23 protein-coding genes are annotated in these 24,668 nt (G+C 71.3%); 13 read left to right on the plus strand and 10 right to left on the minus strand.

The window, feature by feature from the left end:
- Positions 1-150: 150 nt before the first annotated feature.
- Positions 151-1,113, minus strand: coding sequence for a zinc-binding dehydrogenase (locus AC07BF_RS27700; RefSeq protein ID WP_363588857.1), 963 nt, complete (start codon positions 1,111-1,113; stop codon positions 151-153).
- Between the two features lie 125 nt (positions 1,114-1,238).
- The gene (locus tag AC07BF_RS27705) at positions 1,239-2,432 is read right to left on the minus strand and encodes an NAD(P)-dependent malic enzyme (RefSeq protein WP_363588855.1); all 1,194 of its coding nucleotides are present in this window, start codon (positions 2,430-2,432) and stop codon (positions 1,239-1,241) included.
- Positions 2,433-3,439: 1,007 nt separating this feature from the next.
- Between AC07BF_RS27705 and AC07BF_RS27710 the strand changes: the two genes are divergently transcribed.
- The 4 genes from AC07BF_RS27710 (at position 3,440) to AC07BF_RS27725 (ending at position 6,879) form a co-directional block, all read left to right on the plus strand.
- Positions 3,440-4,369, plus strand: coding sequence for an ABC transporter substrate-binding protein (locus AC07BF_RS27710; protein WP_363619331.1), 930 nt, complete (start codon positions 3,440-3,442; stop codon positions 4,367-4,369).
- A gap of 37 nt (positions 4,370-4,406) precedes the next feature.
- Positions 4,407-5,381, plus strand: a complete 975-nt coding sequence (locus AC07BF_RS27715; protein WP_350879646.1) for an amino acid ABC transporter permease — start codon at positions 4,407-4,409, stop codon at positions 5,379-5,381.
- Positions 5,378-6,175, plus strand: a complete 798-nt coding sequence (locus AC07BF_RS27720; protein WP_363588850.1) for an amino acid ABC transporter ATP-binding protein — start codon at positions 5,378-5,380, stop codon at positions 6,173-6,175. The genes AC07BF_RS27715 and AC07BF_RS27720 overlap by 4 nt, the downstream gene beginning before the upstream one ends.
- A 113-nt stretch (positions 6,176-6,288) precedes the next feature.
- A complete protein-coding gene (locus tag AC07BF_RS27725; RefSeq protein WP_363588848.1) occupies positions 6,289-6,879 on the plus strand; it encodes a CGNR zinc finger domain-containing protein in 591 nt (196 codons plus the stop codon).
- Positions 6,880-6,910: 31 nt separating this feature from the next.
- Here AC07BF_RS27725 and sodX read toward each other — a convergent pair whose 3' ends face one another.
- Positions 6,911-7,345, minus strand: a complete 435-nt coding sequence (sodX, locus tag AC07BF_RS27730; RefSeq protein ID WP_363588859.1) for a nickel-type superoxide dismutase maturation protease — start codon at positions 7,343-7,345, stop codon at positions 6,911-6,913.
- A gap of 223 nt (positions 7,346-7,568) precedes the next feature.
- On the opposite strand from sodX, the gene sodN reads away from it, so the two are divergent.
- The 7 genes from sodN (at position 7,569) to AC07BF_RS27765 (ending at position 13,520) form a co-directional block, all read left to right on the plus strand.
- Positions 7,569-7,964: a superoxide dismutase, Ni gene (gene sodN, locus AC07BF_RS27735; protein WP_063347853.1), complete on the plus strand. Its 396-nt coding sequence runs from the start codon at positions 7,569-7,571 to the stop codon at positions 7,962-7,964.
- 316 nt (positions 7,965-8,280) lie between these two features.
- Positions 8,281-9,363 (plus strand): FecCD family ABC transporter permease, encoded by a 1,083-nt coding sequence (locus AC07BF_RS27740; protein ID WP_363588846.1) that lies wholly within the window; start codon positions 8,281-8,283, stop codon positions 9,361-9,363.
- Positions 9,363-10,127 carry an ABC transporter ATP-binding protein gene (locus AC07BF_RS27745; RefSeq protein WP_363588844.1) on the plus strand — a complete coding sequence of 255 codons (765 nt, stop codon included), beginning with the start codon at positions 9,363-9,365 and terminating at the stop codon, positions 10,125-10,127. The genes AC07BF_RS27740 and AC07BF_RS27745 overlap by 1 nt, the downstream gene beginning before the upstream one ends.
- A gap of 22 nt (positions 10,128-10,149) precedes the next feature.
- Positions 10,150-11,145 (plus strand): ABC transporter substrate-binding protein, encoded by a 996-nt coding sequence (locus tag AC07BF_RS27750; protein WP_363588842.1) that lies wholly within the window; start codon positions 10,150-10,152, stop codon positions 11,143-11,145.
- A gap of 71 nt (positions 11,146-11,216) precedes the next feature.
- Complete coding sequence (locus AC07BF_RS27755) at positions 11,217-11,696, plus strand: GNAT family N-acetyltransferase (RefSeq protein ID WP_363588840.1); 480 nt, start codon at positions 11,217-11,219, stop codon at positions 11,694-11,696.
- Positions 11,697-11,945: 249 nt separating this feature from the next.
- Entirely contained in the window at positions 11,946-12,356 is a 411-nt protein-coding gene (locus tag AC07BF_RS27760; RefSeq protein ID WP_350879653.1) for an ATP-binding protein, read from the plus strand.
- 159 nt (positions 12,357-12,515) lie between these two features.
- Entirely contained in the window at positions 12,516-13,520 is a 1,005-nt protein-coding gene (locus AC07BF_RS27765) for an RNA polymerase sigma factor SigF (RefSeq protein WP_363588838.1), read from the plus strand.
- 48 nt (positions 13,521-13,568) lie between these two features.
- Here AC07BF_RS27765 and AC07BF_RS27770 read toward each other — a convergent pair whose 3' ends face one another.
- Positions 13,569-13,997: a hypothetical protein gene (locus AC07BF_RS27770; protein ID WP_363588836.1), complete on the minus strand. Its 429-nt coding sequence runs from the start codon at positions 13,995-13,997 to the stop codon at positions 13,569-13,571.
- A 50-nt stretch (positions 13,998-14,047) separates the two neighbouring features.
- On the opposite strand from AC07BF_RS27770, the gene AC07BF_RS27775 reads away from it, so the two are divergent.
- Positions 14,048-15,019, plus strand: coding sequence for a diacylglycerol/lipid kinase family protein (locus AC07BF_RS27775; RefSeq protein WP_363588834.1), 972 nt, complete (start codon positions 14,048-14,050; stop codon positions 15,017-15,019).
- Between the two features lie 383 nt (positions 15,020-15,402).
- Positions 15,403-15,654, plus strand: a complete 252-nt coding sequence (locus AC07BF_RS27780) for a WhiB family transcriptional regulator (protein ID WP_014138019.1) — start codon at positions 15,403-15,405, stop codon at positions 15,652-15,654.
- Positions 15,655-16,179: 525 nt separating this feature from the next.
- Here AC07BF_RS27780 and AC07BF_RS27785 read toward each other — a convergent pair.
- From AC07BF_RS27785 to AC07BF_RS27810, 6 genes are all read right to left on the minus strand, one after another.
- Positions 16,180-17,700, minus strand: coding sequence for a sensor histidine kinase (locus AC07BF_RS27785; RefSeq protein ID WP_363588832.1), 1,521 nt, complete (start codon positions 17,698-17,700; stop codon positions 16,180-16,182).
- Positions 17,701-18,168: 468 nt separating this feature from the next.
- Complete coding sequence (locus tag AC07BF_RS27790; RefSeq protein WP_063347859.1) at positions 18,169-19,227, minus strand: SIS domain-containing protein; 1,059 nt, start codon at positions 19,225-19,227, stop codon at positions 18,169-18,171.
- Positions 19,228-19,418: 191 nt separating this feature from the next.
- On the minus strand, positions 19,419-20,714 hold the full coding sequence (locus tag AC07BF_RS27795) for an extracellular solute-binding protein (protein ID WP_400988566.1): 1,296 nt from the start codon (positions 20,712-20,714) through the stop codon (positions 19,419-19,421).
- Between the two features lie 431 nt (positions 20,715-21,145).
- On the minus strand, positions 21,146-22,699 hold the full coding sequence (locus tag AC07BF_RS27800; RefSeq protein ID WP_478334067.1) for a glycoside hydrolase family 3 protein: 1,554 nt from the start codon (positions 22,697-22,699) through the stop codon (positions 21,146-21,148).
- 5 nt (positions 22,700-22,704) lie between these two features.
- The gene (locus AC07BF_RS27805) at positions 22,705-23,532 is read right to left on the minus strand and encodes a carbohydrate ABC transporter permease (protein WP_350879660.1); all 828 of its coding nucleotides are present in this window, start codon (positions 23,530-23,532) and stop codon (positions 22,705-22,707) included.
- Positions 23,529-24,557 carry a carbohydrate ABC transporter permease gene (locus AC07BF_RS27810; protein WP_363588826.1) on the minus strand — a complete coding sequence of 343 codons (1,029 nt, stop codon included), beginning with the start codon at positions 24,555-24,557 and terminating at the stop codon, positions 23,529-23,531. The genes AC07BF_RS27805 and AC07BF_RS27810 overlap by 4 nt, the downstream gene beginning before the upstream one ends.
- Positions 24,558-24,668 lie beyond the last annotated feature (111 nt).

Consider the following 24,668-nt stretch of genomic DNA (forward strand, 5'->3'; position numbering starts at 1 on the left):
CCCCCCCCCCCCCCCCCCCCCCCCCCCCCCCCCCCCCCCCCCCCCCCCCCCCCCCCCCCCCCCCCCCCCCCCCCCCCCCCCCCCCCCCCCCCCGGTCCGCGTCAGGGCCGCACCGGCGTCAGAGCCGGACGGCGCCAGGGCCGCAAGACGTCACGGCGTCAGCACGATCTTGCCGAAGACGTCGCCCTTGGCGAGCCGCGCGAAGCCGTCCCGGGCCTCTGCCAGCGGCAGCACCGAGTCGATCACCGGCCGGACGCCGCTGGTCGCGCACAGCGAGAGCAGCCCGGCCAGTTCCTCCTTGGTGCCCATCGTCGAGCCGACCACCTTGAGCTCCAGGAAGAAGATCCGGTTCAGCTCGGTGGCGCTCGGGTTGGGGCCGGAGGTGGCACCGGAGATGACGACGGTGCCACCCGGGCGCAGCGCCTTCACCGAGTGCGCCCAGGTCGCGGCGCCGACCGTCTCCATCACCGCGTCCACCCGGGCGGGCAGCCGGGCGCCGCTCTCGAAGGCGGCGTCGGCGCCGAGTTCGACCGCCCGGCGGCGCTTGGCCTCGTCCCGGCCGGTGACCCAGACCCGCAGCCCGGCGGCCTTGCCGAGGACGATCAGCGCGGTCGCCACGCCGCCGCCCGCGCCCTGCACCAGGACGGTGTCACCGGGCTTGACCCCGGCATTGGTGAACAGCATCCGGTAGGCCGTCAGCCAGGCCGTGGGCAGGCAGGCGGCCTCTTCGAAGCTGAGTTCGGCGGGCTTGGGCAGCAGGTTCCAGGTGGGCACGGCCACCTGCTGGGCGAAGGTGCCCTGGTAGCGCTCGGTCAGGATGGACCGGGGTTCGTCCGGGCCCACCCCGTGGCCGCTCTGGCCGATCACCGAGTGGAGGACGACCTCGTTGCCGTGCTCGTCGACACCGGCGGCGTCGCAGCCGAGGATCATCGGCAGCCGTCCGGCGGGCAGGCCGACCCCGCGCAGCGACCACAGGTCGTGGTGGTTGAGGCTGGCGGCCCTGACCGTGACCACGCTCCATCCGGGGCGGGCCTGCGGCTCGGGGAGTTCACCCAACTCCAGTCCGCTGAGCGGGTCATCGGCGTCGATACGTGCGGCGTAGGCAGCAAACATGCTGCGGACGATAGCCGCGCCGGCCGGGGCCGGGAACCACGCGCGGGTGTGACGCGTGTCCCGGCCCCGGCCGTGTCGGCGGCGGCGCTCCCGCCGGGTCCTGCCCGGCAGCGGCGACCGGATCGTCAGATCCGGGCCACGCCCTCGGCCCGGGCGGCCTCGGCGACGGCCTTGGTGACCGCCGGGGCGACCCGCTCGTCGAACGGCGAGGGGATGACCTTCTGCGGCGTCAGCTCGTCGGCGACGACACCGGCCAGTGCCTTGGCGGCGGCCAGCTTCATGCCCTCGGTGATCCGGCTGGCCCGCACCTGGAGGGCGCCGGCGAAGATGCCGGGGAAGGCCAGCACGTTGTTGATCTGGTTCGGGAAGTCGCTGCGCCCGGTGGCGACGACCGCCGCGTACTTGTGCGCGACCTCGGGGTGGATCTCCGGGGTGGGGTTGGCCATCGCGAAGATGAACGCGCCCGCGGCCATGGTCGCGACGACCTCCTCCGGCACGGTGCCGCCGGAGACGCCGATGAACACGTCGGCGCCGGCCAGCGCGTCGGCCAGGGTGCCCCTGAGCCCGGTGCGGTTGGTCAGTTCGGCGATCTCGGCCTTGACGTCGGTGAGGTCGCCGCGGCCGTCGTACACCACGCCCTTGCGGTCGCAGACCGCGACGTCGCCGATGCCCGCCGCCACCAGCATCTTGGCGATGGCGATGCCGGCCGCGCCGGCGCCGGAGATGACGGCCCGCAGCGAGCCGATCTCACGGCCGGTCACCTTGGCCGCGTTCCACAGGGCGGCGGTGGTGACGATCGCGGTGCCGTGCTGGTCGTCGTGGAAGACCGGGATGTCCACGGCCTCCTGGAGCCGGCGCTCGATCTCGAAGCAGCGGGGGGCGGAGATGTCCTCCAGGTTGACGCCGCCGAAGGAGGGCGCCAGCCGCACCACGGTCTCGACGATCTCGTCGACCTCGGTGCAGGCGAGCGCGATCGGCACCGCGTCCACGCCGCCGAACTGCTTGAACAGGATGGCCTTGCCCTCCATCACGGGCAGGGAGGCCTCCGGGCCGATGTCGCCGAGGCCCAGCACGGCGGTGCCGTCGGTGACCACGGCGACGGTGTTGGACTTCCAGGTGTAGTCGTTGACCAGCTCCGGCTGCTCGGCGATGGCCGTGCAGACGCGGGCGACACCGGGCGTGTAGGCGAGGGACAGGTCGTCCGCGTCGCGCACCGGGACGGTCGCCCGGATCTCCATCTTGCCGCCGCGGTGGAGCGCGAAAACGGCGTCGACCGGATCGACGGTGTCCTGGGTGCTGCTGATGATCTCCGCTGCCACGATGACCTCTTCGTCATTGATCTGGCGAGGGTGCGCGACCGACGGACAGGACGACCCGTCCGGAAACCGGAAACCGGGTACGCCGAAGCGGACCCGGGGGCTGGGTCGGGGCGCTGCCGTCGGGCGGCGCCCTCGGATGAGGGTTTTATGGGTCTTGTTGGTCCGCGTAGTGCTTCCGGGCCGAGCGTAGGACGGACCAAGGCATCGCACCTATGCCTTTTCGTCCTCGTCACGTGCAGTTCATCGCCGAGCTGTCGCGTCACTGGGGCCCGGCGTCGGAAGCGCCGGGCTCCGGCGGCGGCAACGGTGATGGCGGCACGCGCACCCGCAGGAGTGAACGCAGACGCGCTGGGGAGTCGGCGTCCCGGATACGGAGCCACGTGATGACTTCCGTTCCCGGACACCCCGAGCCTGTCGGGACTCGTCGGTCTGGTTCGAGCGTTCGGGGGTCACCCGGTACCGAATTCTGACACACCCGCCGCCGGGCCCGGCAGGGCGGGATGGCCGGATCGCGTGTCCGCCATTTCGCGTACACCCGCGCGTCACCGTGGCGGCCGCACACCCCTGCGCCGTGGTCGACGGCGGCATCCGAGCCGGGGCGGCGGGCCTCCGGGCACCGGGCGGGGGGATCTGCATACTTATGCACGGAGTGACAGGAACACGGAATAAGTCCGAATAGCGGACAGCCCGGGCCCTCGTTATCCGATTTTGATCTGGATGAGGGCCATCCGACCGTCCACAGATGGCAGGATTCCCCCCATCTCGGATCGAGCCGGCCACTGGTCGAGGCGGTTCGCTCGACGTCCACCTCGGCGGAGGGTGGCGGAAGCAGTACCCCGTAGCAACCTGGGCGGCCCTGCCGCGCAGGCATCGCACCACCCGGCCCTGCACGTACGACGACGTACAGCGAAATACACCCGTACAGCGCCGCACGGCCCTGCCACCCCGGTGTGCCGCCCCCGCGGCGCGCTCCGCCCGCCCCTCTCCCTCAGGAGGAGATCCCCCTCATGACCGCCCGTACCCAGCGCACCCGGCTTCTCGCGGCCGGCGCGGTTGCCGCCTCCGTCACCCTCGTCCTGACCGGCTGCAGCAGCAGCAAGAGCGACGGTGGCAGCGGCGCGCCCAACGCCTCCGCGACCGTCAACGCGGTCAAGGCCGACGACAAGCTCGCCGCCCTCGTCCCTGCCGACGTCAAGTCCTCCGGCAAGCTCGTGGTCGGCGCGGACGCCTCGTACGCGCCGGACGAGTTCAAGGACGACAGCGGCAAGGTCATCGGCATGGACGTGGACCTGGCCAACGCCATCGCGGCCAAGCTCGGACTGAAGGCCGACGTCCAGGACTCCGGCTTCACCGCGATCATCCCCGGCATCCAGTCGAACAAGTTCCAGCTCGGCATGTCGTCCTTCACGGACAACAAGGAGCGCGAGCAGATCGTCGACATGGTGACCTACTTCAACTCCGGCAGCGCCATCGCGGTCAAGAAGGGCAACCCCGACAAGGTCGACCCCGCCGACCTGTGCGGCAAGAAGGTCGCCGTCCAGACCGGCACCACCCAGGCCGACGAGATCAAGGACACCCGCAACCCGGACTGCGCCAAGAACGGGAAGCCGGGCATCCAGAACGACGGCGACAAGTTCGACCTCCAGACGGACGTCACCAACGCCGTCGTCTCCGGCCGCGACCAGGCGATGATGGCCGACTCCCAGGTCGTCGACTACGCGATCAAGCAGGCCGGCGGCCAGCTGGAGAAGCTCGGCTCCACCTACGGCGTGGCCCCCTACGGCGTCGCCGTCGCCAAGGGCTCCAAGCTCACCCCCGCGATCCAGGGCGCCGTCCAGTCGCTGATCGACGACGGCACCTACAAGCAGATCCTCACCAAGTGGGGCGTCGAGTCCGGCGCCCTCGACAAGTCGACCGTCAACGGCGCCGTGAACTGACCGTCCGCCTGCTCCATCTCTCCCCCGAGGCCACACCGTGAACTCTCTGGACAAGGGGAAGGCGGAGGAGGGACGGCCTGAGACCATCAAGGCCGTCCCGGTCCGCCACCCCGGACGCTGGGTGGGCGCCGTCGTCATCGCCCTGCTCGCGGCGATGCTGCTGAGCGCCCTCTTCACCAACCCCGCTTTCAAGTGGGACATCGTCGGGCAGTACCTGTTCCACGACAGCATCGTGCACGGCATGGTCGTCACGCTGGAACTGACCGTCCTCTCCATGCTGATGGGCGTGATCGGCGGCATCGTCCTCGCCGTGATGCGCCTGTCCCCGAACCCCCTGCTCTCCGGCACCGCCTGGATGTACATCTGGGTCTTCCGCGGCACCCCGGTGCTGGTGCAGCTGGTGTTCTGGAACTTCCTCGGCCTGATCTGGGCCAAGCTGTCGATCGGCGTCCCGTGGGGGCCGGAGTTCTGGTCCGCGGACACCAACGTCCTGATCCCAACCTTCGTCGCCGCCCTGCTGGGCCTCGGCCTCAACGAGGCCGCCTACATGGCGGAGATCGTCCGCGGCGGCATCCAGTCGGTGGACGAGGGCCAGACCGAGGCCGCCCACGCGCTCGGCATGAGCCGGTTCCAGACCATGCGCCGGATCGTCCTGCCCCAGGCCATGCGGGTGATCATCCCGCCGACCGGCAACGAGACCATCTCGATGCTCAAGACCACCTCGCTGGTCAGCGTGATCTCCCTGGAGGAGATCTTCCGGGCCGGTCAGGTCATCTACTCCCGGAACTACCAGAACATCCCGCTGCTGATCGTGGTCAGCCTCTGGTACCTGTTCTTCACCTCGCTGCTGACCATCGGCCAGTACTACATCGAGCGCTACTACGCCCGCGGCTCCAACCGGACCCTCCCGCCCACCCCGTTGCAGCGGCTGCGGGGCCTGTTCGCCGGGAAGCCCGCCCCGAAGACCGGCGCCGACGTCGTCCCGGGGCTCGAGGGAGGTGGTCACGTATGACCGACCTGAGCAAGACCCCGGCCGCCGCCACCGGACAGCCGATGGTGCGCGCCGAGGGCGTCCACAAGTCCTACGGCTCCGTGCACGTGCTCAAGGGCATCGACCTGGAGGTCAAGCAGGGCGAGGTGTTCTGCCTGATCGGCCCCTCCGGCTCCGGCAAGTCGACCTTCCTGCGGTGCATCAACCACCTGGAGAAGATCAACGGCGGACGCCTCTGGGTGGACGGCGAACTGGTCGGCTACCAGCAGAAGGGCGACAAGCTCTACGAGCTCAAGGACCGCGAGGTCGCCGTCAAGCGGCGCGACATCGGCATGGTCTTCCAGCGCTTCAACCTGTTCCCGCACATGACGGCCGTCGAGAACGTCATGGAGGCCCCGGTCCAGGTCAAGGGCGAGAGCAAGGCCGCCGCCCGGGAGCGGGCGATGGTCCTGCTGGAGCGGGTCGGCCTCGCCGACAAGGCGAAGAACTACCCCTCCCAGCTCTCCGGCGGCCAGCAGCAGCGCGTCGCGATCGCCCGCGCGCTGGCCATGAAGCCCAAGCTGATGCTGTTCGACGAGCCCACCTCGGCGCTCGACCCCGAACTGGTCGGCGACGTCCTCGACGTCATGCGCGGCCTCGCCGAGGAGGGCATGACCATGGTGGTCGTCACCCACGAGATGGGCTTCGCCCGCGAGGTCGGCGACGCGCTGGTGTTCATGGACGGCGGCGTGGTGGTCGAGTCCGGCAACCCCCGCGAGGTGCTCACCGACCCCCGGCACGAGCGCACCCGCGCCTTCCTCTCCAAGGTGCTGTAGAACCGTACCGACCGGCGCCCGGCAGGCTGCTCCTGCCGGGCGCCGACGTTTTCCCCACCCAGGTAATAGGCTGGACGCAATCAGCCCGTTACCGACCTTCTGGAAGGACCTCCGTGGAGCTCGCCTCGTACGCCGATCTCGCCGTTCGGCTGGTGAACACCGAGGAGCCCGGGCGCGGCACCGACACGCTGACGTCCGTGGACGCGGTGCGCGGCCTGTTCTCCGACTCCTCACGGGCCGCCGCACAGGCCGACGAGTCCGACCTGCCCCGGCTGCGGGCGGTGCGGACCAGGCTGCGCGGGGTCTTCGAGGCCGCCGCCGAGGGCGACGAGATCCGGGGCGTCGACCTGCTGAACAGCCTGCTGATGGAGTACCCGGTCAGCCCGCTGGTCTCCGGGCACGACTACCTGGACGACGCCGGCCGGCCGCGCTGGCACCTGCACCTGGCCGACAACTCGCCCACCGCCACCGCGCACTTCAGCGCGGTCGCCTGCATGGGCCTGGCCGTCCACCTGACCGAGCTGGGCGCCGACCGGCTCGGCATCTGCCAGGCCGCGCCCTGCCGCAACGCCTACCTGGACACCTCGACCAACCGCTCCCGCCGCTACTGCTCGGACCGCTGCGCGACCCGCGCCAACGTCGCCGCGTACCGGGCCCGCAAGCGCCAGGAGGCCGAGGCCGCGGCACTCGGCGCCGCCGGCTAGGTCCTGTCCGGGCCGGGCCGGGCCCAGGGGGTCAGAGTTCGTCCGCCCAGACGCCCAGGCGGCGGGCCAGACCCGGTACCCGGGCCAGCCGGGTGCCCAGCAGCAGCCGCTCCAGCCGCCGCCCCGGCGCCAGCCAGGCCGGGCGCGGGCGCAGCCGCAGCAGCACCCGGCCGAGCACCAGCTCGTCCGGGACCGGGCCGTAGCTGCGGCTGTCGCTGTCCACCGGCCGGTTGTCGGACAGCAGCCACCAGCCCCTCGGACGCCGCTCGGCGGCCCGCTTCACCACCAGCAGGTCCTGCTGGAAGGGGTGCCGGAAGAGCACCACCGCGCCGGGCCGGATCGGCGCGCCGTAGCGCACCAGCAACTGGTCGCCCTCGCGCAGGGTCGGGACCATCGACGGGCCCGCCACGTCGACCAGCCCGAACGGCACCGCGCCGCCGCCCCGGCCCCGGGGTTCCGTGCCCATCGGTTCCGCGTCCGCCGGTTCCGTGCTCCGCGCCACGACTCCTCCTCCCGGACCGCCCGGTCCCAGTCTGCCGTACGGACCGTCACCCCGTTCGATCCGTTCGATGTCCGGATTACCCCGGTTCCGGGTCCGCCTTTTGCCCTAGGCCCACCGCCCGATCGCGAAACCCCGGGTGCGGAAGGGTAATCTCGGGCGCGGGAAGACGATCTAAGGAAGGACTCCCATGTTCTCTCGTCTGTTTGCACCGCGCGCCACCGCCCACGCCCACTGTGACCTGCCCTGCGGCGTGTACGACCCGGCGCAGGCCCGGATCGAGGCCGAGTCGGTCAAGGGCACCCAGGAGAAGTACCAGGCCAACGAGGACCCGGCTTTCCGCACCCGCGCCCTGATCATCAAGGAGCAGCGTGCCGAGGCCGTCAAGCACCACATCTCGGTGCTGTGGAGCGACTACTTCAAGGCCCCGCACTTCGAGAAGTACCCGCAGCTGCACCAGCTGATCAACGACACCCTGAAGGCCGCCTCGGCCGCCAAGGCGTCCACCGACCCCGCCACCGGCCAGGCCCTGCTGGACCTGATCGCCGAGGTCGACAAGATCTTCTGGGAGACCAAGCAGGCCTGAGCCTGACGCGTCGCCACCCGACCGCCCCCGTCCGCGAGCCCGGACGGGGGCGGTCGTGCGTTCACGCCCCATCCGAGCCCGGTAAGGGTTGCCTAGCCTGAGTGGCTGTTATGCTGCCAGGGCGTCCGAGGGGGAAGTCCGGTGTGAATCCGGCGCTGACCCGCAACGGTGAGCACGGCCCCGGGGCCGCGCCAGCCCGATCGCCCCCGGCCGCTGAACTCCCGACAACTCGCCGTGGACTGCGAGGGGATGGCGCCCGGGCCCGCGCCCGACCGGTGCCGCCCCCGCGCACCCGCGGCCCGAGGCAAGGCGCACCGTGAGCAGCACCGCAGCCGCGGGCAGTGGCGCAACGAGCCCGCCCGCCCGCCGAATACCCGCCCTCCCGCTCGCCGTCGGCCTGGCCGCCGCCCTGCTGCTCTCGCTGCTCTGCGGCGTGGCGCTGGGCGCCTCCGGGATCGGCCTGCCCCGCGCCATGCGGCTGCTGGCCGCCGGGCTGACGGGCGGACGGCTGGAGGCGGACGAGGCCGCCGCCTACGCGATCGTCTGGGAGATCCGGCTGCCGCGCGCCGTGCTGGCCTCGGTGGTCGGCGCCGGGCTGGCCGCCACCGGGGTCGCCGTCCAGGCCCTGGTGCGCAACGCGCTGGCCGACCCGTTCGTGCTCGGCATCTCCTCCGGCGCGGCCGTCGGCGCCAACGCCGTGCTGCTGCTCGGCGCCTTCGCCTCGCTCGGGGTGTGGGCGATCTCGGCCTCCGCGTTCGGCTCCGCGCTGGTCGCCATGGTGCTGGTCTACCTCGCGGCGCGCACGGCCTACGGGCTCACCCCGCTGCGGCTGGTGCTCACCGGCACCGCGCTCTCCTACGGCTTCTCCGCCGTCACCGCGCTGATGGTCTTCGCGTCCGCCCGCGGCGAGGCCGCCCGGGACGCCATGATGTGGCTGCTCGGCAGCCTCGGCGGCGCCACCTGGGGCTCGGTGCCGATCGCCGCCGCCACCGTGCTGGCCGGCCTGGCGTACCTGGCCTGCGCCGCCGGCCGGCTGGACGCGCTCGCCATGGGCGACGAGACGGCCGCCTCGCTGGGCGTGGACCCGGACCGGCTGCGCCGCGAGCTGTTCGTGGTGACCGCCGCCGTCACCGGCACGGTGGTGGCCGTCAGCGGGGCGATCGGCTTCGTCGGGCTGATGGTGCCGCACCTGGCCCGGATGCTGGTCGGCGCCGGGCACCGCCGGGTGCTGCTGGTCGCGCCGCTCGCCGGGGCGCTGCTGCTGGTCTGGGTGGACATCGTCTCGCGCACCCTGCTGGCGCCCGCCGAACTGCCGGTCGGGGTGGTCACCGCGGTGCTCGGGGTGCCCTGTTTCCTGCTGCTGATGCGCCGTCGCGGCTATTCCTTCGGAGGCCGCTGATGGATCTCGCCCTGGACTCCGTCTCGGTCGAGCTGGCCGGCGCCCGGCTGGTCCACGACGTCGCCCTGGACGCCGCCGCCGGGCAGGTGGTCGGACTGGTCGGGCCCAACGGCAGCGGCAAGTCGACGCTGCTGCGCTGCGTCTACCGGGCGCTGCGGCCGGCCGCCGGGGCCGTCCGGCTGGACGGCGCGGACCTGCACGCGCTGACCGCGCGCGAGGCCGCCCGGCGGGTGGCCGCACTCCCCCAGGAGCACTCCGCCGAGTTCGACTTCACGGTGGCCGAGGTGGTCGCCATGGGCCGGTTGCCGCACCGGCGCGGGCTGGGCGGCCCGGGTGCGGACGACCACGCGCGCTGCACGGAGGCGCTGCGCAAGGTCGGCGCCGAACAGTTGGCCGGGCGGGGCTTCCTGAGCCTGTCCGGCGGCGAGAAGCAGCGGGTGCTGATCGCCCGCGCGCTGGTCCAGGAGCCCCGGCTGCTGGTGCTGGACGAGCCCACCAACCACCTGGACATCGGCCACCAGTTGGACGTGCTGGCGCTGGTCCGGGAGGCCGGCCCGACGGTGCTCACCGCGCTGCACGACCTCAACCTGGCGGCCGGCCACTGCGACCTGCTGTACGTGCTGCGGGCCGGCCGGATCGTCGCCTCGGGGCCGCCCGCCGAGGTGCTCCGACCCGCCCTGCTGGCCGAGGTGTTCGGCGTCCGGGCCACCCCCGTCCGGCACCCGGTGACCGGCGCCGTCCAACTGCTCTTCGACCGGATCTGACCCACCCCCCGAAGGAACCCCCGTGCGCACCAAGGCCGTTGCCATCACCGCCCTGCTCACCCTCGGGCTCACCGCCTGCGGCGCCGAGATCGCCCCGAGCGGCGACGCCACCGCCGCCTCCGCCCACTACCCGGTGACCGTGGAGAACTGCGGCACCAAGCTCACCTTCCCGCAGAAGCCCGCCCGGACGGTGACCAACGACGTCGGCATCACCGAGCTGATGCTCGCCCTCGGCCTGGCCGACCGGATGGCCGGCTACGTGATGCCCGACGACAAGGGCCGGGTCGACCAGGTCGCCTGGAAGGACGGCTACCAGCAGACCGCGTGGCTCTCCAAGAAGGAGATCACCAAGGAGATCGTGCTGGGCGCCAAGGCCGACCTGGTCTTCGCCGGCTGGCACTACGGCTTCGACGAGGGCCGCGGCTTCACCCCGCAGGCGCTCAAGGACCTCGGCATCCCCTCGTACGTGCTCAGCGAGTCCTGCCGCAGCGGCAAGGGCACCGAGCGCGGCGTGATGTCCCCGCTGGACGCGCTCTACACCGACCTGGCCAACCTCGGCGAGATCTTCGACGTCCGCGACCGGGCGGACAAGCTGGTCGCCGATTTCAAGGCGAAGGTCGCCGCCGCCCCGCAGCCCGAGCGCCGGCCGTCCGTGTTCCTGTACGACAGCGGGCAGGACAAGCCGTACACCGCCGGGAAGTTCGCCGCGGCCGACGAGATCATCGCCAAGGCCGGCGGGACCAACGTGATGGGCGACCTCGCGGACACCTGGGTCACCGTCGGCTGGGAGAGCGTGGTCCAGCGCGACCCCGAGGTGATCCTGATCAACAACTACGGCGAGACCGGCGCCGACGCCAAGCGCGCCTTCCTGAAGTCCTTCCCGCCGCTGGCCGGCGTCTCGGCGGTCAGGAGCGACCGGATCTTCGTCCTGGACTACGTCGACCTGGTGGAGAGCCCGCGCAACCCGGCCGCGATCACCGCGCTGGCCGACTACCTGCGCAGCGTCCCCGCCCGCTGACCCGCCCGCCCCCGGCCCGGGCCCCGATCCGGGCCTGGGCCGGGGGCGGGGACGCGCAGTAGGCTCGCGGCATGATCCGCACCGCCGTCGTGACCGACGTTCCCGTCATCCTCGCCCTGATCCGCGAGCTCGCGGAGTACGAGAAGGCCCCGCAGGAGGCCGTGGCCACCGAGGAGCAGCTGCGCGACGCCCTCTTCGGCGCCAACCCGGCGCTGTTCGCCCTGATCGCCGAGGACGACGCCACCGGCGAGCCGGTCGGCTTCGCGGTCTGGTTCCTCAACTTCTCGACCTGGCGCGGCACCCACGGGATCTACCTGGAGGACCTGTACGTCCGCCCGCAGTCCCGCGGTGGCGGCCACGGCAAGGCGCTGCTGCTGGAACTGGCGCGGATCGCCGTCGAGCGCGGCTACGCGCGGGTGGAGTGGTCGGTGCTCGACTGGAACACGCCCTCGATCGACTTCTACAAGTCCCTCGGCGCGGTGCCGATGGACGACTGGACCGTCTACCGGCTCACCGGCGAGGCGCTCGCCGCCGCCGCCGGCGGTCACTGAACGGACCGCCCGAACCCCTGCCACCCTGCGTCGCGATGGCTTACCATGAGTGACTCCCGAGCCCCGGCCGGCGTGCGGAAGGCGGTAAGGTCTCAGGCGGATACGCGGCGTCCGGTCGCCCCGCGAAGGGTATGACCGGTACGTACCGCACCACCCCTCTGGACAGTTGGGGCGAAGCAGTTGAGCCAAGCAACAGACAGTGCCGCGGCCACCGGCCCGGAAGCACAGCGCGTCACCCAGGAGGTGAGGGTGTCCCAGATCGACGGCGAGCCCGGAGTGCAGGACTTCGTGGAGGTCCGGCTGCCCGCGGCGGGTGCCTACCTCTCGGTCCTGCGAACAGCGACGGCCGGCCTGGCGGCGCGGCTCGACTTCACCCTCGACGAGATCGAGGACCTGCGGATCGCGGTCGACGAGGCCTGCGCCATCCTGCTCCAGCAGGCGGTGCCCGGCTCCGTCCTGACCTGCGAGTTCCGGCTGGTCGGCGACTCGCTGAAGGTGACCGTCGCCGCCCCCACCACCGACGGGAAGGCACCCGAACGGGACACCTTCGCCTGGACGGTGCTCTCCGCCCTGGCCGGCGAGGTCGACTCCTCGGTCGGCGAGGACAAGACCGTGTCGATCAGCCTGCACAAGAAGCGCGGCGGCCCCGTCGCCCACTAGCCGGGGCGTCGACCAGCACCGCACAAGGGCCGTCCGCCCGGTCCCCGATCAGGGGCCGCGCGGGCGGCGCCCGGTACCGCCCCCCACGCGGTACGACCAACGAGACGATGCCGGGGCCCGAGGGCCCCGGTGCTCCCGGAACGGAACGGGGGAATGGCCGTGAGTGATCTGGACCGTACCGGCCTCGCGACGGCGGGACCTGCCGTACCGACCCAGGCGAGCGTTCCTGGCCTCGCCGCCAACGACGATGCGCACCCGAAGGACGCCCACCGGATGAGCCACCCGACCGAGCCGACGTCTGAACCGTCGCCCGCATCCCCGCCCCCGTCCGATCCGGCGGACGAGGCCGCGGACCTGCGCACCGCGGTGCCCACCCAGGCGCCGGCCCCGGCCCCGCACCGCTCGGGCGCACCGGACCGGGAGGCGGCCCGCGCGCTGTTCGTCCGGCTGTCCGCGCTGCCCGACGGCTCCCCGGAGCGCGTCGAGCTGCGCAACCAGCTGGTGCGGATGCACATCCCGCTGGTCGAGCACCTGGCCCGGCGGTTCCGCAACCGGGGCGAGCCGCTGGACGACCTGACCCAGGTCGCCACCATCGGCCTGATCAAGTCGGTGGACCGCTTCGACCACGAGCGCGGGGTCGAGTTCTCCACCTACGCCACGCCGACCATCGTCGGCGAGATCAAACGGCACTTCCGTGACAAGGGCTGGGCGGTCCGGGTGCCGCGCCGCCTCCAGGAGCTGCGGCTGTCGCTCACCACGGCGACCAGCGAGCTCTCCCAGCGGCACGGGCGCTCCCCCACGGTGCACGAGCTCGCCGAGCACCTGGGGATCTCCGAGGAGGACGTCCTGGAGGGCCTGGAGTCCGCCAACGCGTACTCCACGCTGTCCCTGGACGTCCCGGACAGCGACGACGAGTCGCCGGCCGTGGCGGACACCCTCGGCGCCACCGACGAGGCGCTGGAGGGCGTCGAGTACCGCGAGTCGCTCAAGCCGCTGCTGGCCCAACTGCCGCCCCGGGAGCAGAAGATCCTGGTGCTGCGGTTCTTCCGGAACATGACCCAGTCGCAGATCGCCGCCGAGGTGGGGATCTCCCAGATGCACGTGTCCCGCCTGCTGGCCCGGACCTTGGCCCAGCTGCGGGAGAAGCTCCTGGTGGAGGAGTAGGACTGACGGCCGCCCAGCCGGCGGCCGACCCCCGGCGGCCCTGTGCGCTCAGCCCTCGTGCGAGGCGTACAGGGCCGCCGTCGACTTCGGGTTCAGCAGCGCGCCGATGCCGACCAGCCCGAGCAGGCCGACCAGCACGCCGACGCCGATCATCGCGCCGCCGCTCTCCAGCATGTAGTACCCGATCGGCAGGCAGATCGAGTTGGTGAGCACGGCCGGGCTGCGGCCCCAGCGGCGCTCCTTGAGCAGTGCGCGGGCGGCCAGCACCGGCAGCACGCCGAGCAGCACGATGACCAGGCCGCCGAACTCGTTCAGGGCGAGCTGCTTGGACTGGCCGGACAGCGCGGACACCATGTCCCAGACGCCGACGACGGCCAGCGCGGCGCCCTCCAGGGCGGTGATGGCGGCGCCCACGGTCAGCGGCAGGGGACGGGCCGGGCCCGCCGTGGGTACGGGTGCGGAGGATTCTGCGGTCACTCCAGCAGGGTAGCCGCCGGTTGGTCCGTACCGACCCGTAGGCTTTCCCCATGCGCGCTCTCCTGGTCGTGAACCACAAGGCCACCACCACCAGTGGCCGCACCAGGGACGTACTGATCCACGCGCTGCGCAGCGACCTCAAGCTGGAGGTGGCCGAGACGCAGTACCGGGGCCACGCCCGCGACCTGGCCCGCGAGGCCTCGGAGGACGGCACGGTCGACCTGGTGGTGGCGCTCGGCGGTGACGGCACCGTGAACGAGGTGGTGAACGGGCTGCTCGCGCACGGCCCGGGCGAGAAGGTCCCGCGACTGGCCGTGGTGCCGGGCGGTTCGACCAATGTGTTCGCCCGCGCGCTGGGCCTGCCCAACGACCCGGTGGAGGCCACCGGCGCCCTGCTGTACGCGCTGGAGCACGGGAGCGAGCGGCCGGTCGGCCTGGGCAAGGCGATGACCGACGGACTGCCGGACCGCTGGTTCACCTTCACCGCCGGCCTGGGCTTCGACGCCGGGGTGGTCGGCCGGGTCGAGGAGCAGCGCCGGTTGGGGCGCAAGTCCACCCACGCGCTCTACGTGGGGCAGGCGCTGCGGCACTACGTCACCCAGCGTGAGCAGCGTCGTTCCGGCCCGGTGGCCCTGGAACTACCGGGCCGCGAGGGCGTGCCGGGCCTGGCCCTGGCCATAGTCAGCAACACCTCGCCGTGGACGTTCCTCGGCAACCGCCCGGTGTATCCCTCACCGCTCGCCTCCTTCGACACCGATCTCGACGTCTTCGGGATCACCCGGATGACGGCGTTCGGCACCGTCCGAACGATCCGTCAGATCCTGCGGTCGTACGCCTCTTCGAGCGAAGGCGCCCCGCCGGCCGGCCCGTCCGGCAAGCACGTCGTCTCCTATCACGACGTCAGACACTTCACCTTGGTTTCAGAGGAACCGGCCCCGTTCCAGGTTGACGGGGACCACCTTGGAGACAGGAGTCGCGTCAGTTTCACAGGCGTACGGCGGGCACTGCGTGTGATTGTGTGACCGGAAGGGGGTTTCACCCTTCTTCTCGAACGCACAAGCCCCCTTCACTCCATAGAAGTACTGGCTGTGAGCTAGGCGACACCGAAGAATCAAAAATTCCTCCCTGAAGGGGGTTGTATCCGGGCCCGAGGTTTGCGAACCTCTACATGGCGATCGGGACGCATCGCAGCGACGGCAACCTCAGAACCTGGCGGGTGTCGACCGCGGGGCGTCCCTCGAATCGCCGAATCCCTCCCCAGCACAGACCACCCGGGCCCCGGCGGGCCTTTGGTCTCTTTTGCTGTTGCGGGATTCGTGAAAGCGTTCACATTCACAAGCCACATTCACAAGCCATCGATTATGCCGACCGGGTGCCCCCCGCCGGCAGGAGGAGTTGGACGACCATGGACTGGCGCCACCGCGCTGTCTGCCGCGAAGAGGACCCGGAGCTGTTCTTCCCGATCGGGAACACCGGTCCTGCTCTGCTGCAGATCGAGGAAGCCAAGGCCGTGTGCCGCCGCTGTCCGGTCATGGAGCAGTGCCTGCAGTGGGCTCTTGAGACCGGCCAGGACGCCGGCGTCTGGGGCGGTATGAGCGAGGACGAGCGTCGCGCAATGAAGCGCCGTGCCGCCCGCAACCGCGCCCGCACCGCCTGATCACACGCCGTAACACCAGCAGTAACCGAAACACCGATCAACACATGATCAAAGGCTTCCCTGCACCTCCTGGTGAAGCCTTCCACACAAAGGGCCTTGCCTGGCGAGGTCCCGCGACACCGGACCGTCCAGCCACTTGATACTGTTCACTTAGAGCAATATCGTGGAGCTGTGGCGCTCACCGTGTGCAACGCACGGGCGAGGTGTCGCACCACCCAGAGCCCCCGTTCCGGCCGACTCCCCCCGACGGCCGGAACGGGTTGAGAGGCCCTGTCGACCCACCCCCCCCGGTCGACAGGGCCTCGTTTCTGTTTTCACGCCCCGGTTCGTGTGCGCGCCCCGGCGCGCCCGCACCCTGACACGCCCTCGCGCGGGCCGACCCGCGCCGGGCTCGCGGGGTGGGCACCCGGCGCCTTTCGCCGAGTGCACGCCCCCACCGCGCGCCTCGATGCACCTTTCCGCGCACCGCACCGCGGACCGCACGCAGACCGGACCGCGGACCCGCACCGCAGACCGGCCGGCGGATCAGCGGACCGGGATCTCCAGGATCACCTTGGTGCCGCCGTCCGGACCAGCCACCATGTCGAAGGTGCCGCCCAACTCACCGGTGGCCAGCGTGCGGACGATCTGCAGGCCGAGGTTGCCGGCCGTCTGCGGGTCGAACCCCTCGGGCATGCCGCGACCGTCGTCCTGCACCGTGATCAGCAGGAACTCCTCCGGCCGGGCGCCGCCGTTCCAGCTGTCCGACCAGCCCGCCCCGGTCGCCGGGGCCCGCCCGCGCAGCGCGCTGACCTCCAGGTTCCCGGAGGCGGACGGGCCGAAGGCGTGCTCCAGAGCGTTCTGCAGCAGTTCGGTCAGCACCATCGACAGCGGGGTGGCCACCTCGGCGGACAGGATGCCGAAGCTGCCGCTGCGGCGGGTCGCCACCCGGCCGTCCTGGGACAGCTCCATCACCATCGCCAGCACCCGGTCGGCGATCTCGTCGAAGGCCACCTGCTCGTCCAGCGCCTGGGACAGCGTCTCGTGCACGATCGCGATCGAGCCGACCCGGCGCACCGCCTCGTCCAGCGCGGCCCGGCCGGCCTCCGACTCCATCCGGCGGGACTGCAGCCGCAGCAGGGCGGCGACGGTCTGCAGGTTGTTCTTCACCCGGTGGTGGATCTCCCGGATGGTGGCGTCCTTGGTCATCAGCTCGCGGTCGCGGCGGCGCAGTTCGGTGACGTCCCGGCACAGCACCAGCGAACCGGTCAGCGTGCCCTTGGGCTTGAGCGGGATGGCCCGCAGGGTCACCACCCCGCCCTGCACCTCGACCTCGGTCTGCCGCGGCGCCCAGCCGCTCGCCAGCTTCACCAGCGCCTCGTGCACGGCCGCCCGGGAGGGCGGGACCAGTTCGGCGGTGGCCCGGCCCAGGTGGCTGCCGACCAGGTCGGTGGTGAGGCCGAGGCGGTGGTAGGCGGAGAGGGCGTTGGGGCTGGCGTAGGTGACGATGCCGTCCGCGTCGAGCCGGATCAGGCCGTCGCCGACCCGGGGGGCGGCGTCCATGTCGATCTGCTCGACGCCGTGGAAGGGGAAGCTGCCGGCGGCGATCATCTGGGCCAGGTCGGAGGCGCTCTGCAGGTAGGTGAGCTCCAGCCGGCTGGGGGTGCGGACGGTCAACAGGTTGGTGTTGCGGGCGATCACCCCGAGCACCTTGCCCTCGCGCCGGACCGGGATGGACTCGACCCGGACCGGCACCTCCTCGCGCCACTCCGGGTCGCCCTCGCGCACGATCCGGCCCTCGTCGAAGGCGGCGTCCAGCAGCGGGCGGCGCCCGCGCGGGACGAGGTGGCCGACCATGTCGTCCTGGTAGGAGGTGGGGCCGGTGTTGGGCCGCATCTGCGCCACCGAGACGTAGCGGATGCCGTCCCAGGTGGGGATCCACAGGACCAGGTCGGCGAAGGAGAGGTCGGAGAGGAGCTGCCACTCCGAGACCAGCATGTGGAGCCATTCCACATCGGCCCCGGTCAGGGTGGTGTGGCGGCGGACGAGTTCGTTCAGCGAGGGCACATGGCGAGGGTAGCGCCGCCGGTCGGGGCGGGGCGCGGCGGACCGGGGAACGGATCATGCGCCGGGCCTGTGGCGGAGCCCACTGCCCGAAGTTGTCCAGACCAATTTCCGGAGCGGCCTGGACAACCCAGATTGGTCTAGTCCACAATGAAAGGGCACCAAGGAGAGGCCCACCGCGCAACTGCCCTGACCGCGCGAGGCCTTTCCTCGGTCGGACGCCACCGAACGAGGACCCCGCACAGTTCTCGATCGACTCCGGCGACCGACGACAGCTCCGGGCTGCGGTGCCGCATGGGTTGAGGGTCCCGTGTCGGCGCCGTGGCCCGTAGTGCTTTCCGGGTGCGCCGAGCCCCGGGGGTGCGACGCGTTCCCCGGGCGCTCCCCCGCCGAAGCCATGTTCCGCCGCTCAACGAGTCGGGCCCCCGTCCACAGCCTGTGGACGGGGGCCCGATCGCGTGGCGCCGTGCCTCAGTGCGTCTCGGTGACCTTGGCCAGGGCGCGCGGGGCGTCCGGGTCCTGGCCGCGGGCGATGGTGACCTCGTAGGCCAGCAGCTGCAGCGGGAGGATCTCCAGGATCGGCTGGACCTCCTCCGGCACGCCGGCCGGCAGGGCGAAGCCGGCCGAGGCGGCGTCCACCTGCGCCTGCTGGCCGACCACGACCAGGTCCGCGCCGCGACCGCGCAGGCGGTCCAGCACCGGCTGCAGGGCCTCGCCGCCCTTGCCGTCCGGGACGATCGCGATGACCGGCGAGACGTTGTCCACCATGGCCAGCGGGCCGTGCAGCAGGTCGGCGCCGGAGAACGGGGAGGCCGGGATGTAGGTGGTCTCCATCAGCTTCAGCGCCGCCTCGCGGGCGGTCGGGTAGCCGTAGCCGCGCGAGGTGATGACCAGGCGCTGGGCGAAGCGGTACCGCTCGGCCAGCGCCTTCACCTCGGCGTGGCGGGCCAGGACGCCGGCGGCCAGGCCGGGCAGCTCCTTGGCCGCCGCACCGTCGCCGCCGCGCAGGCCCTCGACCAGCAGGTAGAGCGCCAGCAGCTCGGCGGTGTAGGTCTTGGTGGCGGGCAGCGCCTTCTCCGGGCCGGCCAGCACGTCGATGTGGAACTCGGAGACCTCGGCCAGCGGCGAGGACGCGTTGTTGGTGACGGCGAGGGTGATGGCGCCGGCCTCGCGGGCGGCCTTGGTGGAGGCCACCAGGTCGGGCGAGCCGCCGGACTGGCTGACGGTGACGACCAGGACGTCGGTGAGGTCCGGCTTGGCGCCGTAGGCGGTGGTGGTGGACATCGAGGTCAGGCCGGCCGGCTTGCCGAGCAGGATCTCGATCAGGTACTTGGCGTACAGCGCCGCGTTGTCGGACGTGCCGCGCGCGGTCAGCAGGACGAAGCGAGGGTTGCGGGCGGCGATCTCGGCCGCGATCTGGCGGATCTTCGGGGCACCCTCGTCGAGGATGCGCTGGAGGACGGCCGGCTGCTCGGCCATCTCCGCCGCCATGATCCGGCCGGGAACGGAAACAGTCTGCGGGTCGGACATCAGGATGTGCCTCCGATGAGATGGTTCGACCCCTCCGGGCAGGTTGCCCGACGGGGACCTCTACGGCGGCGAGTCCGCACACTCGCTGCGGTGGTTTCCTGCCGCAATCCTACGGGGGCCGCCCCCGGCGGGCACACCCGAAGGCCCGCCCCGGACGGGACGGGCCCTAGGACCTGGACGGCGGCGCGGGGTCAGGACGCCTTGTTGATCAGCTGGTCGATCGCGGCGTCGGCGTCCTTGGTGGCCTGGTCCACCGACTTGCCCTTGAGGATGCCGGTCAGCATGTCGGGCAGGATCTTCTGCTTCTCGATCGCGCCCCAGCCGGGGGCCAGCGGGGTGAACCAGGCGTCCGGCACGGCGTTGGCCGCCGCCGCGGTGGTCGGCTTGTTCTTCAGCGGGTTCAGCTGGGTGAGGTTGTTCGGCAGGATGTCCTTGTCGGCCAGCGTCTGCTGGGACTTGGTGCTGGTGAACATCCGCACCCAGTCGGTGGCCAGCTCGACCTGCGTGGACTTGGCGGTGACCGCGAGGTCGGAGCCGCCGATGAAGGTGGGCAGCGGCTTGCCGTCCGGGCCGGGCATGGTGGCCATCTTGACGGTGTCCTTGAGGCTCGGGTCGCCGGTGCCCGGCGCGACGACGCTGGCCGCCTCGTAGCCGTTGCCGTAGAAGGACGCGGCGCGCCCGCGGGCCATCGACTCGAACTGGTTCTGCTCGTTCACCGTCAGGTCGCCCTTGGTGTACTTGCGGACCAGGTCGACGAAGTGGCTGATGCCCTGCTGGGACTTGGCGTCGTGCAGGGTGCCGTGCCAGTTGCCGGAGCTGTCGAACTTGGCGATGCTGCCGCCGTACGCGGCCACGTAGCTCATCGCGGCGTACCAGTACGGGCCGGGCAGGTAGAGCGAGGAGTAGCTCTTGTCGGCCTTGTTCTTGTCGGCGACCTTGTCCAGGGCCGCCGTCAGGTCGGCCTCGGTCTTGGGGAACTCGGCGCTGCCGGTGGCCTGCTGGAAGGTGGCGGCGTTGTAGATGGCGACCCGGGCGCCGGCGTAGTAGGGCACGCACCAGAGCTTGTCCTGGTACGTACAGGTGTTGGCGAGCGCCTTGATCCAGCTGTCGGAGTTGTCGAAGGTGGTCCGGTCGACCGGGGCCAGCGCGCCGGAGAGCACGTACTTCATGGTCTCGGTGTTGCCCAGCTCGACCACGTCGGGCGCGGAGCCGTCGGCGATCGCCTTGTCGAGCTTGGTCACCTTGTCGGCCCAACCCTGGTAGGCGAGCTTGAGGGTGACGTTCGGGTACTTCGCCGCGAACTGGTCGTTGACCTGCTGCACCAGGTCGGGCCAGTTCTTCTGGGCGTCGTCCATCAGCCAGACGGTGACGGTGCCGCTCGCGGCCTTCGGGTCGGCGCCGGGGCTCTTGCCGTCCTTCGACGCCGTGCCGGCCGATGAACAGGCCGTCAGCCCGATCGCCAGGGCAGTGATTCCGAACGTCGACATGAGCTGACGCTTCTTCACGCCATCCTCCGAGGGTGCTAGAGCCGTGTTGCCCGCCGGCAGCGTGATGGCGCCCGCAACGGAGGGTCCGGGCAGGGGCGAAGAGCTTCGGGGAGGGCCGATACCACATCCGGTGAGGTTGAATTTCGAACCGGATGACTGGACTCTGGCCTAGACCATAGGTGGTGTCAACGGCCAAATGGCCTCGTCGCCACGGCCGTTGCAGAGCTGTTGTACCCCGTGGCGATCAGTCGCCGTATCGTCACCCTAAGTGGAACTTAAGGTGGATTTAAGGCCCACTTGAGGGAGCACGGTCACCTGACGAATCCGCAGGTCAACGGCGGGGAAACAGAACGGGCCCGCCATGCGACATGCGCATGACGGGCCCGTCGGCCGACGCCTCCCGGACACTCCCGGTGACGCCCCCCTCGGTCTCAGCCGATGGCTCCCGGCTGCCCGGTGAGCACCTCCACGGCCGCCAGCCCGCAGACCCGGGCGGCGCCGTGGGTGGCGATGTAGAGCGCGCCGACCGGCTCGGACTGCGGCAGCCCCATCTCGACCACCGCGGCGTCCGGCCGGGCCGCCACCAGGCGGCCCAGCGCGGCGGACATCCAGGCGTGCCGGTGGGCGTCCCGGACCACCAGCACCAGGCGGCGGCCCTCGGCGCCGGCCACCAGCTCGGCGACCAGGGCGTCCAGCAGCTCGGGGGCGGCCTCGGCCACCGAGACCGCGCGGGTGCGGGTGCCGGGGAAGCGGTCGGCCAGCATGCCGGCCACGCCCCACGGGGTGACGTCGCCGACGGCGATGTTCGGCTCGTCCGAGAACGAGGCCACGAACGGGCGCTCGGACACCGGCTGCGGCTCGCGGCCCGGCGCCCGGACCACCTTCAGCGCCCGGCGGGCGGCCCGCAGGCCGACCGCGAGGTCCGGCTCCGGCCGCTCGCCCTGGGCCGAGATCCGGCCCCAGCTGCCGAGCGAGCGCACCCGGTCGGCGGCGTCCGCCAGCCGCTCCTCGGAGAGCACGCCGGCCCGCACGCCCGCCACGATGGCGTCGCGCAGCATCAGCACGGTGTCCTCGTCGGCCAGCCCGCCGCCGACGCAGATCGCGTCCGCGCCGGCCGCCAGGGCCAGCACGGTGCCGTCGCCCATCCCGAAGGTGTCGGCGATGGCGCCCATCTCGATCGCGTCGCTGACGATCAGGCCCTGGTAGCCGAGGCCGCCGTCGGCCGGGGCCGCGCGCAGCAGGTCGCGCAGCACGAGCGGGCTGAGGGTGGCCGGCAGCTTCGGGTCGAGCGCCGGGATCATGATGTGGGCCGTCATCACGGCCTTGGTGCCGGCCGCGATCGCCGCCTGGAACGGGATCAGGTCGCGGGAGCGCAGCACGTCCAGGTCCACGTCGATGACCGGCAGCCCGTGGTGCGAGTCGACGGCGGTGTCGCCGTGGCCGGGGAAGTGCTTGGAGCAGGCGGCCACGCCGGCCGACTGGAGGCCCTCCACCCAGGCGGCGGTGTGCCGGGCGCACAGCTCCGGGTCGGCGCCGAAGGAGCGGACGCCGATGACCGGGTTGCGCGGGTTGGAGTTGACGTCCGCGGTGGGCGCCCAGTTGTAGTTGACGCCGGCCGCGGCCAGCGCCCGGCCCAGCTCGCGGGCGACGTCCCGGGTCAGCGCCGGGTCGTCGATCGCGCCGAGCGCGAGGTTGCCGGGCCAGGACGAGCCGGAGCCCGCCTCCAGCCGGGTGACGTCGCCGCTCTCCTCGTCGATGGCGATCAGGAGGTCGGGGTTCTCCTCGCGCAGCGCCTTGGTGAGCGTGGCGAGCTGGTCGAGGTCGACCACGTTGCGGTCGAACAGCGCGACCGAGCCGAGCCCGGCGGCGAGGTGGCGGCGCAGCCACTGCGGCGGCTCGGTGCCGACGAAGCCGGGCTGCAGGACGGTCAGGGCGTCGCGGTGCAGCTGGTCGCTGACCGGAGCGGTGGGGACGAGGATGCTCACGTTTCTCAGCCCTTCACGGCGCCGTCGGTCAGTCCACCGACCGCCTTGCGCTGCAGGAAGACGAACAGGATCAGCACGGGGATGGCGAACATCGTGGACGCGGCCATGGTGGCGCCCCAGTCGTTGCCGAAGGCGGTCTTGAAGGACGACAGCCACAGCGGGAGGGTCTTGCCCTCCTCCTTGTTGAGGATCAGGACGAGCGGGAACTCGTTCCACGCGGTGATGAAGCCGAACAGCGAGGTCGACATCAGGCCGGGGGCCAGCAGCGGGAAGATCACCTTCACGAAGGCCTGGGAGCGGGTGCAGCCGTCCACCATGGCCGACTCCTCCAGCTCCTTCGGCACCGCCGCGATGAAGCTGCGCAGCGTCCAGATGGTGAAGGGCAGCACCATCATCATGTAGAAGAAGGTCAGCGGCACGAGGCTGTTCAGCATCTCGTTGTCGCGCGAGATCATGTAGACCGCGATGGTCATGACCTCCCACGGCGCCATCTGCGCGACCATGACGACCAGGACGAAGGCCTTGCGGCCGCGGAACTTCATCCGGGCGATGGCGAAGGCCGCGAGGGTCGCGATCACCAGCGAGATCAGCACCGCGCCGATGGTGGCGATGAGGCTGTTGGTGACGTACGTCCAGAAGTTGGGCGCGTTGATCGCGGTGGTGAAGTGGTCCAGGGTCCCGTTGAACGGGATGAAGACCGGCGTCTTGCTGATGATGTCGTTGTCCTGCTTGAAGGCAGTCGCGATCATCCAGTAGACGGGGAAGATGAAGAAGACGAAGAGGACGACCGCGATCACGTTCGGCCAGGTACGTCCGATGAGCGAGCGCCTCACAGCTCGTCCTCCTGCTTGATCATGATGCGGAAGTAGTACGCCATCATCGCGCCCAGCATCAGGATGGTGAGCACCGCGATCGCGGAGCCGATGCCGTAGTGCTGCCCGGACGAACCCTCCAGGAAGGCGTGCACGGGCAGGGTTCGGGTCAGGTTCTCGGGGCCGCCGCCGTTGATCGCGTACACCTGGGTGAAGGCCTTGAAGACCCAGATGATCTCCAGGAACGTCGTGGCCAGGAAGAACGGCTTCAGGTTCGGGAAGATCACCGAGCCGAAGATCTTGGACGCGCCGGCGCCGTCCATCCGGGCGGCCTCGTAGAGCTCCTTGGGGATGGTGGTCAGTCCGGCGTACATGTTGAACGCCACGAAGGGGACCGACTGCCAGACGATCAGCAGGATCACCACGAAGAAGGTCGAGTACTGGTCGCTCATCCAGTTGTAGTCGGCCATCGCGTGCCAACCCAGCTTGTCCAGGAACCAGTTGACGACGCCCCACTGCTGGTCGAACAGCCAGGTGTAGACGGTGGTCGCGGCGACCACGGGCATCGCCCAGGCCATCAGCAGGCCGACCGAGAGGAGCAGCCGCATCCGCTTGCCGAGGCGGTTGAGCAGCAGGCCGATCAGGGTGCCGCCGGCCATGATCAGCACGACGTTGACCAGGGTGAAGGCGACGGTGCGCCCGGTGACCGCCCAGAAGTCCGGGTCGGTCAGCTGTTCCTTGTAGTTGTCGAAGCCGTTCCACTCGGTCAGGTGCTGGACGAACTGGCGCTTGTTGAGGTTCTGGAACGACAGCAGGACCGTCTTCACCAGCGGCCAGCCGAGCAGGGCGACGGTCGCCACGGTGGCGGGCAGCAGCAGCAGGTACGGTGCCAGGCGTGCGCCGAGGCCCGGCCCGCCCGTGGGTCTGGCGCCCTTGCGGGGGGTGCCGTTGGCGCCACCACCGGCGGCACTCGTCTCAATTCCGGCCACGGCAGCCTTCCCTGAATCCGGGGACTGCGTCTGCACCCGCTCCGAATGCACAGCCATCGTTCTCACTTCCTCACAACCCGAACCACGACGGACAGGCGTGGGGGGGGGGGGGGGCCCGCCGGGGGGGGGGGGGGGAAGTGGTGCTTGTTGTTGTGTCTTGTCTTCTTT

The sequence above is a fragment of the Kitasatospora sp. NPDC043950 genome (assembly GCF_056435345.1).